We start from the raw sequence: 13,101 nt of genomic DNA on the forward strand, positions 1-13,101 counted from the left end.
AGCGGGCTTGCTCGCGAAAGCAGTGTGCCAGGCGACATCAACGTTGACTGACACTCCCTCTTCGCGGGCAAGCCCGCTCCCACCGGTTGCTTGGGTTGTCTTGCGGACCGTGTGAGATCGGAGGTGGGTGTTTACGCGACGGAAGGCGGGGCGCGGGTGCGGGCGCCGGGGAAGAAGGTTTGCCGGGCATGGCCCAGGCGCGGAGAGGGTGTGGTGAAGGTGTTGACGGGTGCAATGACGAAGTTGGCGAAGGACACGCCGCCGGTCAGCGCCGGGCAATTGAACAGCAGGCTGCAATAGCCGCACTTTTCCCACAGCACATGGTGCCCCGGGGCAGGCGGGCAATGCTCGGCAGAGGTTTGCTTGCCGTGGTCGGCATGCTCCATCGCCGACATGTCCATGCTCATACCCGCAGGCATGCTCATCGACATGGCGCGCGAATCCATCGGCATCGACTGGGAAATCAGCGGACCGATAAAGATCATCAGCATGGCGAACAGGCTGATCCAGCTGCCGCGTGTCAGGCTCAATGCCTGACTGCGTGGCCTGGATGACCTGGCGCTAAGCGAGCGCATGGGCGTTTTCAGCTCAGGCGATTATGGATTGTGCATGTGCGCTTGCGTGCCGTCCGGCGCCTGCTTCTGCACCGCGACTTCGACCGTCACGTCACCGGCTTTCTCGAAGTGCAGTGTCATGGGGAAGCGCTTGCCGTCAACCAGCAGGCTGCGGTCCTTCAGACCCAGCAACATCACGTGATAGGCCATCGGTGCGAAAGTGACCTCGCCACCGGCGGGCACTTCCACGCTCGGTACATGCTGCATTTTCATCATGTCGCCTTGCATCACGTGCTCATGCAATTGCGCTTCGCCGGCAATGGGGGTGTCGACGCTGAGCAGGCGGTCGGCGGTCATGCCTTCGTTGTCGATCACGAAATACGCCGCAACGGTGGGCGCATTGGGTGGCAACTCCTGAGACCACGGATGGGCGATTTCCAGCGTGCCGACCTTGTATTCGTGGGCATTGGCAAAGCAGGCAGGCAGCAGCAACGCGGCCAGAACGATGAGTTTGTTCAACATGGCAGTTCTCCGGAACGATTTAAACGCAGGTCAATTGCGAGAAAAAATCACACCAGAGGTGAAGCGCGGGGGTTGAGGCTCGGCCATTGCTGGCGTGGTGACGGGCTGTCGAGCGAGGTGGCAGGCAAGCTTCGGTTGGATTCGAAGTGCGCGAAATACAGCTGTGGCGAATGCCCCGGCAACGCCACCAATGGCGCAGAACCCGAGCAGCACCAGCAATGCTGCATATTGGAATGATCGTCGTTCTGCGGGGCTTTCTGTTCAAGGTCGCCGATGGAAATCGCCACCATCCTGGTGCCGCTGGCGCTGCAGAAGCTGCCCCACAACAACTGTTCGGCAGGTGACTTCGACGTTTGCGCCATCGCTCCGGACATCGGCATGGCGAGCAAATTGAACAGCACTGCGAAGCAGGCTATCCAGGCAATTGCGAGCCGTTGTCGGGACATGGGACAAAATCCGTTTGGGTGGGCGATCAGGCACGGGCTATTTAGCCTGATCAGGGCCGATAAGTAAAAACGCGGTGTGCGGTTTGGTGTCGCAGTGCGCTGCGTTCATTGATTTCATCATAGCTGCGAATTCCAGAATGCCAGCACCGCTTAAACATTGTTCAGAATCTCACGAGCTGTACCGGTGTCACGGTCAAGTTGTGTTGCGCCTCGTGCACGGGTTATGTCGTTGAGTGCTGCGCGTATCAGGAGGCCATCGCCCACATCTTCTTCAAAGCAGGCATTAAGATATGCGGCCATTTCATCCGGCGATTTGAGAAACTGCACGGCATCGAAACGGGTGAACTGTTCAGTCATTTCGGTTCTCGGACACATTGCTTACATGAAACGAAAGCGTAACTTGATTGCTGAGCCGGTCAGTCAGTAGTTCCTTAAAGATTTGTACGTAAAGTCTGAGTGATTAGTAGGTTCCAACCTTTGCGTCGCCACTGATGGCGCCTTCGCGGGCAAGCCCGCTCCCACAGGGTTTCTTTGTATAGCCCTGGACTTGTGTTCGGTGAGGTCCACTGTGGGAGCGGGCTTGCCCGCGAAGGCGTCCTGACGCGTTCGCAAAAATCAGGTTAAAAACTGCTCTGTCATCGCTCGCAACAGGTCTACGACCGAATCGAACTCCCGTTCCACGCTTGGCAATTCGGCGCGCTTTAAAACAATCACCGGCACCCCACGCTCACGCGCCACTTCCAGCTTCGGCTCGGTCGCCGTGCTGCCACTGTTCTTGCTGATCAATACGTCGATCTGCCGACGTTCGAACAACGCGCGTTCATCGTCGATCAGGAACGGTCCCCGTGCGCCTATCACTTCGCAGCGCTCGTTGCCCGGATAGATATCCAGCGCGCGCAGAGTCCAGAATTGCTCCGCAGGAATTTCATCCAGGTGTTGCAGGGGCTCGCGGCCGAGGGTGAACAGCGGTCGGCGGAAGGGTTTCAGGGCTTCGATCAGTTCGGCCCAATCGGCAACTTCCCGCCAGTCATCACCCGCCCGGGCTTGCCAGGCCGGACGTCGCAGCGCCCAGCAGGGAACACCGCTCAAGCGCGCGGCGGTCGCAGCGTTCTGGCTGATTTGGGCGGCGTAGGGGTGAGTGGCGTCGACCAGCAGTTCGATACCTTCATCGCGAATGAATTGCGCCAGACCCTCGGCACCGCCGTAACCTCCCACGCGGATCTGACATTGCAGATCCGTCGGCACCCGACCGATACCGGCCAGGCTATAGATGTGTTGCGGCCCCAGCGTGCGGGCAATGGCCAGGGCTTCGGTCACACCGCCGAGCAACAGGATGCGCTTCATTGAAACGCGCCTGCATGGCCGACAATCCCGCCCTGGCGATCGATGGCAAAGACTTCCACCTGAACCTGTGCCGGCACCACGCTGCGGGCAAAATCCAGGGCGTGCTGGCAGACTGCGTCGCCCAGGGCAACCCCGGCTGCGGCGGCCATGGCCAGTGCCTGCTGGCTGGTGTTGGCCTCGCGGATGCTTTGCTGCAATGCCGTATCGGCACCGACCTGTGCGGCCCATTGCGCCAGTTGCGGCAGGTCGATGCTCGAATGACGACTGTGCAAATCCATATGCCCGGCTGCCAGTTTGCTGATCTTGCCGAAACCACCGCACAGGCTGAGCTTGTCCACGGGCACTTTGCGCAGGTGCTTGAGTACGGCACCGACGAAGTCGCCCATTTCGATCAGGGCAATTTCCGGCAGGTTGTAGACCTGGCGCATGGTGTCTTCGCTGGCGTTGCCGGTACAGGCGGCGATGTGCAGGTATCCGTTGGTTTTCGCCACGTCGATGCCCTGATGGATCGAGGCGATGTAGGCCGCGCATGAAAACGGTCGGACGATGCCGCTGGTGCCGAGGATCGACAGTCCGCCAAGAATGCCCAGGCGCGGGTTCATGGTTTTCAGTGCCAGTGCCTCGCCATTCTCGACATTGACCGTAACGTCGAAACCGCCGGCATAACCGAGCTCGTCGGCCAGTCGAGCCAGGTGATCGCCGATCATCTTGCGTGGCACCGGGTTGATCGCCGGTTCGCCGACCCCCAGCACCAGCCCGGGCCGGGTCACGGTGCCGACGCCGCGGCCGGCATGGAAGCGAATCCCCGGCTCGGCGCTCAGACGCACCTGCGAGTACAGCAGGGCGCCATGGGTCACGTCGGGATCGTCGCCGGCGTCCTTGAGGGTTCCCGCTTCGGCGCCGTCCTCGGTAAGGCGGCAGAACTCCAGGCGCATCTGCACGTGCTTGCCTTTGGGCAGCATGATTTCCACCGCATCGGCCGTTACACCGGCCAACAGCAAGCGTGCGGCAGCGAGGCTGGTAGCGGTTGCGCAACTGCCGGTGGTCAGGCCACTGCGCAGCGGGGCGGGTTGTTCGGCGGTTTCGTCACGCATCGAAAGGCTTCGTCACGTCCAGCAAGGTAATCGGCAGGGCCTGGCGCCAGGTGTCAAAGTCGCCCAGCGGTTGTGCTTGCGCGATATGAATTCGTGTCAGTTCTCCGCCGTGTTGCTCGCGCCAGGTCATCAAGGTCATTTCACTTTGCAGGGTGACCGCGTTGGCAATCAGCCGGCCACCGGGTTTGAGTTCGGCCCAGCACGTATCCAGCACGCCTTCACGGGTGACACCGCCACCGATGAAAATCGCGTCCGGTCGTTCCAGGCCGGCCAAGGCCTGTGGCGCATTGCCGCGAACCAGTTGCAGACCGGGAACGCCGAGGGCATCGCGGTTGTGCTCGATCAACGCCTGGCGGCCGTCATCCGCCTCGATGGCCAGTGCACGACAACCGGGGTGGGTGCGCATCCATTCGATGCCGATCGAGCCACTGCCGGCACCGACATCCCACAACAGTTCGCCGGGGACCGGGGCCAGACGTGCGAGGGTGATGGCGCGCACATCGCGCTTGGTCAATTGGCCGTCGTGCCTGAAGGCGGAGTCCGGCAGTCCGGCCAGTCGGGACAGGCGAGGTGTATTCGGTTCAGCGACACATTCGATGGCGACCAGGTTCAGGTCGGCGATCAGCGGAGCGTTCCAGTCGCTGGCGATACCGTCGATACGCCGCTCGTTTTCACCGCCAAGGTGTTCCAGGATGGTGAGGCGGCTGGGGCCGAAGCCTCGTTCGCGCAACAGTGCAGCGATGGCCGCGGGGCTGCGGCCGTCGTTGCTCAATACCAGCAAGCGCACGCCGCTGGACAGGTGGGCGTTGAGTGCGGCGAGCGGCCGGGCCACCACCGAGAGGGTGACCACGTCCTGCAAGGGCCAACCCATTCGCGCTGCAGCCAGTGAGCAGGAGGAGGGCGCTGGAAGCGTCAGCACTTCGCTGGCAGGGAGTTGTCGGGCAAGGCTGGCGCCGACGCCATAGAACATTGGATCGCCACTGGCCAGGACGCAGACGGGCTCGCCACGTCTGGCCAGGATCGGTTCAAGGGAAAAAGGACTTGGCCACAGTTGCCGTTCGCCACGGATGCAGGCTGGCAGCAGATCCAGTTGTCGTTGACCGCCAATGATCCGCGAAGCCTTCAGCAGAGCATGTCGGGCATTTTTTCCAAGCCCCTTGAAGCCTTCCTCTCCGATGCCTACTACTGTCAGCCAGGGGGTCATGCTGTTCCTCATCTATCAATCGAAGCCAAATCACGGAGCCGGTCCGTGCCGGGCTGGCGGTTGCGCATCATACCGCGGCGCGGCATTCGCCTGTTGTCATCGGGTGAAGGCGTGCTTTTGACCGTGATGACACCGTTCAAGTGTCAGGATATTCAATCTTATGATGGTTTGCGCAGTTCGAATCTCTTCATGGTGATCTCGCGAAGCTTTTTTTCAATCAGCGGTTTTATACTTTCGAGTTTGTATCTGTCCAGTTTAAGACTGGCCCGTCTCTGGGTGATTTGTGCATCCTGATCTTCCCAGTCCCAGAACAAAAAACCATTTTTTCTTGTGGTTACTAGCAATTCAAGATTAAAAACGGCTATTTCAAGGACCCCCCTTGAATCGTAGCGTGCAGGTATTACCTGAAAACCTTCTCCCATAAGACTCTCTTTATCCAGTGAAAGCAGCGCCGATTTGTCGGGCTTCAGCGCGTCGAGCGTGTCTATCATGGCATTGCCTTGTCGGGAGTCCCGCATGCCTTCAGCGCTTTGCACCAGAAAGTGCGCAACGCTTTGTGAAATGACGCTACGGGTGCGGGTGAAAATCGCGTCTTCAAAGACAGACCAACCCAGGAAATCCAGCGTATTTACATACTCATGAAGCCACTTTGACGAATCAGTGAAGCGACTACAAAGCATGTCAGCGGATTTTGTGGCTATTTGCGTGCAATCGGTAAGGTCCTTGTGATCTTGCGGTGAAAGTTCGTCTATGCATGAAGTAAGGCTGTGTCCGGTCAATGCTCCAGACAGGCTGTTTTTGCTCATGGATTGCTCCTGATAGTTAGCTGTTTGATATGTTTGCTATTGTTGTTTGCGAATTAAAAGTACAGGAGTCGATATAGGGTTGAAATAAGAGCGGGTTGTGAAGTTGATTTTTGTTGTCAGTATTTTTTGCGGCGTTTATGCCTGACATGAGCCAGTACGACTCGTGCGCCAGAACAAATATCCTGACGCCGGAGCCGGGCGCTTTTCGTCGTCCATCTGCCTGGACTTTTCATCCCGCCTGACAAAGCAGGCATAATGCTGCCCTTCGCCTCGTACCGGTCATCCAGTGAATCCTCGTCAGAAATCCAACCCTTTACGCCCTTCGGCCTGTCCCGGGTTGCTGCGTATCGTCCAGGCGTTGGACGGCGGCATTTGCCGAATCAAACTCAGCAGTGGTTCCATCCGCGCACAGCAGGCCGTCGCGGTGGCCGATGCAGCCGAGCGATATGCCGGTGGCGTGATCGAGGCGACCAATCGCGGCAACTTGCAGATTCGTGGCATCGGCAACGAACAGGCCGCCTTGATCGACTGCCTGCTTGCCGCAGGATTGGGCCCGAGCCATGCGGCGGGTGACGATGTTCGCAATCTGATGCTCAGCCCTGCCGCCGGGTTCGATCGGCAGATGCTGTTCGATACCCGAGCACTTGCCGATCGGATTTTGGCCACGGTGCAACAGCAAGAACGCTTTCACGATCTCAGTGCCAAGTTCGCCATGCAACTCGATGGCGGCGAGGCTCTGGCGATGCTTGAGCATCCCCACGACCTGTGGCTCGCGGCCTTCGAGCGAAACGGTGTGCGACGGCTGGCGTTTGGGTTGGCCGGATGCCCGACGGACAAACCGGCCGGTTCGGTCGCGCTCGACGATGGCCATGCCCTGGTAGTCGCGGTGCTTGAGTTGTTCCTTGAACGGGCGCGCCCCGAGCAGACGCGGATGCGTCATTTGCTGGCCGAGTACTCGATCGAGCACGTTCTGCTTCGGCTGGCTGAGTGTGTATCGATGCAAGCGGTTGTCGATTGGCAGCGGGTTTCGGCTGGCAGCGATTTGCACATCGGCGCCCATCCCCAGGCCGACTCCGGCGTTGTCTATGTGGGGGCTGTCCCGCCACTGGGACGGCTCGATCCGACGATGCTGCGGGGCGTGGCGCAAGTGGCGTGCGAACTCGGTGATTCGAGTCTGCGCTTCACACCCTGGCAAAGTCTGCTGGTGCCCAATGTTCGCGCGGAAAATGCCGCTGAGGTCATTCGGCGACTGCAGTGTCTGGGTCTGCAGTGCGAAGCCGATCAGCCATTGTCCCGGCTGATCGCCTGCACCGGCTCAAACGGTTGCGCCAAAGGCCTGGCCGAGACCAAGGGCGATGCCCTGCAATTGGCCGCGCTGTTGCGCCGCCACGGACCGGCGCTGAACATACACCTGAGCGGTTGCCCGCGTTCCTGCGCCGCCGCGCATATCGCGCCCGTCACGTTGCTGGCCGTCGCCCCCGGTCACTACGATCTATATTTTCGCGACGCCGCGCAGCCGGGTTTCGGCGCGCTGCACGCACACAACCTTACTATTGAAGCGGTCGCGGCCTTGCTCGACGCTCGCTCACGGAGCCCCCTTGATGCTTGATTACATCCGCGACGGTCAGGAGATCTATCGCAACTCCTTCGCGATCATTCGCGCCGAGGCCAACCTCGACCGAATTCCTGCCGATCTGGAGAAACTCGCGGTCCGTGTGATTCACGCCTGCGGCATGGTCGAGGCCATCGACGGTTTGCAGTTTTCCGAAGGGGCGGGCAAGGCCGGGCGTGATGCGCTGGCGGCCGGCGCGCCGATTTTGTGCGATGCGCGAATGGTCTCCGAAGGCGTGACCCGCGCGCGGTTGCCAGCGAACAATCCGGTGATCTGCACCTTGCGCGACGAAAGCGTTCCGCAGCTGGCCCGTGAATTGGGCAACACCCGCTCAGCCGCTGCGCTGGAACTGTGGCGGCCCCATCTGGAAGGTAGCGTGGTGGTCATCGGCAACGCCCCGACGGCATTGTTTTATTTGCTGGAAATGCTCGACGCCGGTGCGCCGAAACCGGCGCTGATCCTCGGGTTCCCTGTAGGTTTCGTCGGCGCCGCCGAATCCAAGGCAGCGCTGGCGGCTGACAGCCGTGGCGTGCCTTTTGTCATCATGCAGGGTCGCCTGGGCGGTAGCGCCATGGCTGCCGCCGCCGTCAATGCCCTCGCCACGGAGATCGAATGATGCAGCAACCTGGACGTTTGATCGGCCTTGGCGTCGGTCCCGGTGATCCGGAACTGATTACCGTCAAGGCGCTGCGGTTGCTGCGCGAGTCGCCTGTAGTGGCGTACTTCGTCGCCAAGGGCAAGAAGGGCAACGCCTTCGGTATCATCGAAGCACACCTGCAGGACGCACAGAATTTGTTGCCACTGGTGTACCCGGTGACCACAGAAGCCTTGCCGGCGCCTTTGTCCTACGAGCAAGTGATCAGCGACTTCTATGATGACGCTGCCGCAGAGCTGGCCGCGCATCTCGACGCAGGCCGCGATGTGGCGGTGATCTGCGAGGGCGATCCGTTCTTCTACGGCTCCTACATGTACCTGCACGACCGGCTCGCCCAGCGTTATCAGGCTGAGGTCGTGCCTGGCGTGTGCTCGATGCTCGGCGGAGCCTCGGTACTCGGTGCGCCGCTGGTGTATCGCAATCAGAGTCTGTCGGTGTTGTCCGGTGTGCTGCCGCACGACGAACTCAAGCGTCGCCTGGCCGATGCCGATGCGGCGGTGATCATGAAACTGGGACGCAACTTTCCCAAGGTCCGCCAGGTGCTCGAAGATCTCGGCCTGGCCGAGCGTGCGCTGTACGTCGAACGCGCAACCATGGCCAATCAGAAGATCGTGCCGCTGGATCAGGTCGAGCCGATGTCTTCGCCGTACTTCTCGTTGATCATCGTTCCCGGTGAAAGGTGGCAAGGCTGATGACCCGTCCAGTTCCGGCGATTGTCATTCTCGGCAATGGCAGCCTCGCGACCGCACAGAAAATTCAGCAGTTTTATCCGGGGGCGTTGATCCACGGCCTGACCGGGCGGGTTGAGGGCGCTGACCGCGTCTACCGTGAATTCGGTGCGACCCTGCGTGAGCTTTATCAACAGGACACGCCGATCATAGCCTTGTGCGCAGCCGGGATCGTGATCCGGACGCTGGCGCCATTGCTGCTGGAAAAAGGCGCCGAGCCGCCAGTGCTGGCCGTGGCCGAAGACGGCAGCGCGGTGGTGCCTCTGCTTGGTGGTCTTGGCGGCGTGAATGTGATGGCGCGCGAGATTGCCGCCGCACTGGAGGTCTCGGCGGCGATCACCACCAGCGGTGAACTGCGTTTCGGCACCTGCCTGCTCAATCCGCCCAGTGGGTATGTCTTGGGCGATCTGGAATTGGGCAAGCGTTTCGTGTCCGATTTGCTGGCGGGTGAAACGGTGCGCATCGAAGGTTCTGCACCGTGGTTGGCGCAAGCGCAATTGCCTGAGAATGAACACGCGCGACTGACCGTTCATGTCGGTCATGCCGAGCGAGCGCCTGCGGCCCACGAATTGCGGATCTATCCACGCAACGTGCTGGTTGCCGTGGCGGGTGAAGTGGCCGATGCATCGGCCGCCATTCGCCAGGCTTTGCGTCAGGCCGGAATCGCAGTGCAATCGGTGGCTTGCCTGTTGGCAGCCGACAGTGAAATGGCCGGCTCCACGTTGCGCGAAGCGGCGCTCGAGCTGAGTGTGCCGTTGCGTTTTGTCAGCGCTGCAGGTGCGGCGAGTGAGCTGGTGCATCATGCCATCAGGCCTGTATCCATCGTCGGCGATGACGTGATTGCCATTGCAGTCGCCGAGCAGCCGTTGGAGCCATCGCAGATCGGCCGACCGCGCGGACGGCTGGCGGTGATTGGCCTCGGGCCAGGCGCTGCCGACTTGATGGTGCCGGCGGTGAAGGCAGAACTGGCTCGCGCCAACGATGTGCTCGGCTACGAAACCTACGTACGCATGGCCGGGCCATTCCGGGCTGACCAGGTGCTGCACTGCACGGATAACCGCGAAGAAATGCAGCGTGCCCGTCACGCCTTCGAACTGGCGGCTCAAGGGCGTTCGGTGGTGGTGGTGTCGTCCGGTGATCCGGGGGTCTTTGCCATGGCCGCGGCTGTGCTGGAGGCGCTTCACGAGTCCAGCGATGCCGCCTGGCACAACGTCGATCTCGAAATCCTGCCAGGTGTCTCAGCCTCGCTGGCGACGGCCGCCCAGGCCGGTGCGCCGTTGGGTCATGACTTTTGTGTGCTGTCGCTGTCAGACAACCTCAAGCCCTGGTCGATCATTGAGAAACGTCTGGACCTGGCCGCGCAAGCCGATCTTGCGCTGGCTTTCTACAATCCGATCTCTCGTTCACGCCCTTGGCAACTGGGCCGGGCGCTGGAGATTGTCAGCCAACACCGTGAGCCGGGAACTCCCGTCGTATTGGGGCGGGATATTGGCCGTCCGGGTCAGACGTTACGGGTGACCACGCTGGGTCAACTGGGTGTCGATCAGGTGGACATGCGGACAATGGTACTCATCGGGTCTTCGACAACTCGTGTGTTCCCTCGCCTGGACGGTAGTACCTGGGTGTACACGCCACGCAGTTATGGCGACAAGCTTACCCCCATTCAATAGTTACTATTCCGGACTGCTGAATAACTCCAGGCCATTATTAATTAGTAATGGCCTGGTGGGCGGTGTCTGTTAATTTGTTGTTGAATGCGTGTCTCGCTAGTTTGTAATGATTGATATACACATGTTGTATTTAGTTGCGCTTGATGGTTGGAGTGAGCTGCGTTAGTTTTAAGGCGCTTCTGGATGGAGCGCTTGTTAATAAATAAAGGAGTATTACTTGTGGATGATTTTAAAAGTTCTGTAAGTTTTTCGAAAAGTGCTGATTTTGTAAGGGCATGCATTAAGATGCGTAAAAGTGCCATGGCCAAGCGGCCGCGCACAATGTCGTTGATGTCGTCGGTCGCTTCGAGTCCTACCAAGGAATTGGACGCACTAGTGTTGGGCAATAGTCTGATTGGCTACGGTGACAAGATCAGCATCGAGAACATGGCGATCATTGAAAACCTGATAACCATGTCGAAGATGGAAGCTAATTACGAAGTGCCGGGGAATAAGGATCCCAAGGCTTGGTATCACGCCTTTACCAAGTGCCTGGAAGAGTTGGGGTGTTTCGTTCCAGATAAAGGTTACTCAAAGTACAGTGCCACTTCGCTGAAGATCACGATGGATAATGTCATGGTCGATATTATCCAGGCTGCCGTCGAGGCTGCAAAGGCCGCAATTCCTGGCGCAACTGTGCTCAGTGCAATCACCAACTCCACGCTGGATGCATTGAAGAAAGAGCCTGATGCACTAAATCTGTTCAACCTTGAAGCGAAGAATACGGAAGGCGTACGCCTGAGCACTATTCCCTGCGAGCAAATGGCCAACGGAATTATCCTGATCGCGGTAGGCGCGGTTGATCATCAGGGTGGTAGTGATGATGGCGGTGCGCTGTTTGTCGACTGGAAGACTTCTTCCCTGGAAATCTTTCACGGAAAGTCGTTTGTAACGTTCAACCCTGCCCGTTATGCGGAAATCAAGTCGGACATCGAAGAGTACCTCGGCGAACACCGAAAAGATGTGTTGGTCAGGCGGTTCAGCCGGCGCAAGTGAAGGAACGAGGCCAGAGGCTTTAGGTCTTTGGCCTTCCTGAATCAAGGAAAGCGAATGACGTACTCCGTAGTAATAAATTCAGGCAGCGTTTTGCTGATGTCGAAGGCGTTGTCGCCTGCGGCCCTGCAGGACAGCCTTGACACTGTCTTGTTTGCGCAACTCACCGCCGAGGAAGATTTTCCGAATGGTCACGCCCACGTCAAATGGGCCGAAGTATTCGTGGATACGCTGGCCGCTTGTGGCTGGCAGTTCCATGACCAGGGGGCAACCTCAGGAATGTTCCCTCGATCAGGCGTCACGATTTTTTCCGTGTATGACGCTGTGCATGCAGCCTTTCAATCAAGGCTGTCCGCTCAGCAAGTCATTCTGATGGGAAGTGCTTTGCGCATGATTGCGCAACTGCCGGTACAGTCGCTGGGGGCTGGGGTTTTCCGTGAGCAATCGATATTGGAGAGTGGGACTCATTCAGTCGGTATCGAAGACAATCTCAAGCGTACTCATCGTGTGAGAGTGCTGGCAGGCGTAGTCGAGGCTGATGGTTTTTTAACATTGGCCACCGTGTTCTTTGAAACAGATCAGCCGATTGAAGGCCAGTTTATCGGGCAAGACTTCGCTTTGAATCGCGTAGAGGGAGGTGTGATGACTTCATTTCTTCACGCCCGATTTGCTGTCAACGAATACACGGCATTCCGAGAAGACACAGTGCGGTGGCTAGGGCCGCAACGGCAGGCACTGTGCATCAAGGTCGGCGAACATGCGGTGCAGCTTGCTCAGGGGGGGGCGGGCTAAGGCACCAGATACCCCCTCACCCCGGTGAAGATAATCTGCGCCGCCAGTGCGCATACGAATAGCCCCATCAAACGGCTGACGATCTGTAATCCCTGATCACCGAGAATGCGCTCGATTCGACTGGACAAAAACAGCACCACGCCCACTGTAAAACTGGCCATGGCAATGCCGACTATGGCCGTGAGTTTGTCGTCCCAGTGCGGCTGACTCACGCCCATCACCAGTAACGCACCGATGGTGCCGGGGCCGACGGTCAGTGGAATGGTCAGCGGGACGATGGTCACATCCTGCTGCACGTTGTCGGTCTGTACCGCCGATTTGCCTTGTGCCATCCCGAGCGCCGAGATGAACAGGACGCTACCGGCACCGATGCGGAATGCGTCCACGGTAATGCCGAAAACACTGAAAATCACTCGGCCGAACAAGTACAGCAGCACACTGGAGACCAGTGTGGCGACCGCAACTTTCCAGGCCAGCCGTCGCTGTTCCTTGCGCGAATAACCACGGGTCAGGCTGATGAAGCAGGACAACACGAAGAATGGGCTGTAGAGCACCAGCATCTTCAGGTAAACGCTGAACAACACATGGAGCATGGTGCCGGGCTCACTGGCGAGGGAAGTCGAGGGGGAGTCTATCAGGGGT

At 59.3% G+C, this 13,101-nt stretch carries 14 protein-coding genes and 1 pseudogene; 6 read left to right on the forward strand and 9 right to left on the reverse strand.

Annotated elements, in window-relative coordinates; all coding sequences use genetic code 11:
* Positions 1–131: 131 nt before the first annotated feature.
* The 8 genes and pseudogenes from ACXX83_RS27575 to ACXX83_RS27610 form a co-directional block, all read right to left on the reverse strand.
* The gene (locus tag ACXX83_RS27575; RefSeq protein WP_458550111.1) at positions 132–575 is read right to left on the reverse strand and encodes a DUF2946 domain-containing protein; all 444 of its coding nucleotides are present in this window, start codon (positions 573–575) and stop codon (positions 132–134) included.
* 21 nt (positions 576–596) lie between these two features.
* Positions 597–1,076, reverse strand: a complete 480-nt coding sequence (locus ACXX83_RS27580; protein ID WP_458550112.1) for a copper chaperone PCu(A)C — start codon at positions 1,074–1,076, stop codon at positions 597–599.
* A gap of 47 nt (positions 1,077–1,123) precedes the next feature.
* Positions 1,124–1,522, reverse strand: a complete 399-nt coding sequence (locus ACXX83_RS27585) for a DUF2946 domain-containing protein (RefSeq protein WP_015093286.1) — start codon at positions 1,520–1,522, stop codon at positions 1,124–1,126.
* A gap of 37 nt (positions 1,523–1,559) precedes the next feature.
* A pseudogene (locus ACXX83_RS27590) lies at positions 1,560–1,879 on the reverse strand (addiction module antidote protein).
* Positions 1,880–2,137: 258 nt separating this feature from the next.
* A complete protein-coding gene (locus ACXX83_RS27595; RefSeq protein ID WP_458550113.1) occupies positions 2,138–2,866 on the reverse strand; it encodes a cobalt-precorrin-6A reductase in 729 nt (242 codons plus the stop codon).
* On the reverse strand, positions 2,863–3,960 hold the full coding sequence (locus ACXX83_RS27600) for a cobalt-precorrin-5B (C(1))-methyltransferase (RefSeq protein WP_217837067.1): 1,098 nt from the start codon (positions 3,958–3,960) through the stop codon (positions 2,863–2,865). Before ACXX83_RS27600 ends, ACXX83_RS27595 begins: the two co-directional genes overlap by 4 nt.
* Entirely contained in the window at positions 3,953–5,164 is a 1,212-nt protein-coding gene (cbiE, locus tag ACXX83_RS27605; RefSeq protein WP_217837068.1) for a precorrin-6y C5,15-methyltransferase (decarboxylating) subunit CbiE, read from the reverse strand. The genes ACXX83_RS27600 and cbiE overlap by 8 nt, the downstream gene beginning before the upstream one ends.
* Positions 5,165–5,322: 158 nt before the next feature.
* Positions 5,323–5,970 (reverse strand): hypothetical protein, encoded by a 648-nt coding sequence (locus tag ACXX83_RS27610; RefSeq protein WP_458550114.1) that lies wholly within the window; start codon positions 5,968–5,970, stop codon positions 5,323–5,325.
* Between the two features lie 286 nt (positions 5,971–6,256).
* Between ACXX83_RS27610 and cobG the strand changes: the two genes are divergently transcribed.
* The 6 genes from cobG (at position 6,257) to ACXX83_RS27640 (ending at position 12,459) form a co-directional block, all read left to right on the forward strand.
* Complete coding sequence (cobG, locus tag ACXX83_RS27615) at positions 6,257–7,579, forward strand: precorrin-3B synthase (RefSeq protein WP_458550115.1); 1,323 nt, start codon at positions 6,257–6,259, stop codon at positions 7,577–7,579.
* Positions 7,572–8,198 (forward strand): precorrin-8X methylmutase, encoded by a 627-nt coding sequence (locus tag ACXX83_RS27620; RefSeq protein ID WP_015093293.1) that lies wholly within the window; start codon positions 7,572–7,574, stop codon positions 8,196–8,198. Before cobG ends, ACXX83_RS27620 begins: the two co-directional genes overlap by 8 nt.
* Positions 8,198–8,929 carry a precorrin-2 C(20)-methyltransferase gene (locus ACXX83_RS27625; protein WP_217838358.1) on the forward strand — a complete coding sequence of 244 codons (732 nt, stop codon included), beginning with the start codon at positions 8,198–8,200 and terminating at the stop codon, positions 8,927–8,929. Before ACXX83_RS27620 ends, ACXX83_RS27625 begins: the two co-directional genes overlap by 1 nt.
* Positions 8,929–10,635 carry a precorrin-3B C(17)-methyltransferase gene (gene cobJ, locus ACXX83_RS27630; protein ID WP_458550116.1) on the forward strand — a complete coding sequence of 569 codons (1,707 nt, stop codon included), beginning with the start codon at positions 8,929–8,931 and terminating at the stop codon, positions 10,633–10,635. The genes ACXX83_RS27625 and cobJ overlap by 1 nt, the downstream gene beginning before the upstream one ends.
* A gap of 219 nt (positions 10,636–10,854) precedes the next feature.
* Complete coding sequence (locus tag ACXX83_RS27635) at positions 10,855–11,670, forward strand: hypothetical protein (RefSeq protein WP_225923719.1); 816 nt, start codon at positions 10,855–10,857, stop codon at positions 11,668–11,670.
* A gap of 54 nt (positions 11,671–11,724) precedes the next feature.
* Positions 11,725–12,459: a hypothetical protein gene (locus tag ACXX83_RS27640; RefSeq protein ID WP_458550117.1), complete on the forward strand. Its 735-nt coding sequence runs from the start codon at positions 11,725–11,727 to the stop codon at positions 12,457–12,459.
* Here ACXX83_RS27640 and tspR read toward each other — a convergent pair.
* A complete protein-coding gene (gene tspR / locus ACXX83_RS27645) occupies positions 12,456–13,052 on the reverse strand; it encodes a type III secretion system genes modulator TspR (RefSeq protein ID WP_007971378.1) in 597 nt (198 codons plus the stop codon). The genes ACXX83_RS27640 and tspR overlap by 4 nt on opposite strands.
* Positions 13,053–13,101 lie beyond the last annotated feature (49 nt).

Source organism: Pseudomonas sp. GNP012, from assembly GCF_054343835.1.

Coding starts and splice junctions, on each gene's coding strand:
- ACXX83_RS27575 (WP_458550111.1), bottom strand. CDS start 575: ATGCGCTCGCTTAGCGCCAGGTCATCCAGGCCACGCAGTCAGGCATTG.
- ACXX83_RS27580 (WP_458550112.1), bottom strand. CDS start 1,076: ATGTTGAACAAACTCATCGTTCTGGCCGCGTTGCTGCTGCCTGCCTGC.
- ACXX83_RS27585 (WP_015093286.1), bottom strand. CDS start 1,522: ATGTCCCGACAACGGCTCGCAATTGCCTGGATAGCCTGCTTCGCAGTG.
- ACXX83_RS27595 (WP_458550113.1), bottom strand. CDS start 2,866: ATGAAGCGCATCCTGTTGCTCGGCGGTGTGACCGAAGCCCTGGCCATT.
- ACXX83_RS27600 (WP_217837067.1), bottom strand. CDS start 3,960: ATGCGTGACGAAACCGCCGAACAACCCGCCCCGCTGCGCAGTGGCCTG.
- cbiE (WP_217837068.1), bottom strand. CDS start 5,164: ATGACCCCCTGGCTGACAGTAGTAGGCATCGGAGAGGAAGGCTTCAAG.
- ACXX83_RS27610 (WP_458550114.1), bottom strand. CDS start 5,970: ATGAGCAAAAACAGCCTGTCTGGAGCATTGACCGGACACAGCCTTACT.
- ACXX83_RS27620 (WP_015093293.1), top strand. CDS start 7,572: ATGCTTGATTACATCCGCGACGGTCAGGAGATCTATCGCAACTCCTTC.
- ACXX83_RS27625 (WP_217838358.1), top strand. CDS start 8,198: ATGCAGCAACCTGGACGTTTGATCGGCCTTGGCGTCGGTCCCGGTGAT.
- cobJ (WP_458550116.1), top strand. CDS start 8,929: ATGACCCGTCCAGTTCCGGCGATTGTCATTCTCGGCAATGGCAGCCTC.
- ACXX83_RS27640 (WP_458550117.1), top strand. CDS start 11,725: ATGACGTACTCCGTAGTAATAAATTCAGGCAGCGTTTTGCTGATGTCG.
- tspR (WP_007971378.1), bottom strand. CDS start 13,052: ATGCTCCATGTGTTGTTCAGCGTTTACCTGAAGATGCTGGTGCTCTAC.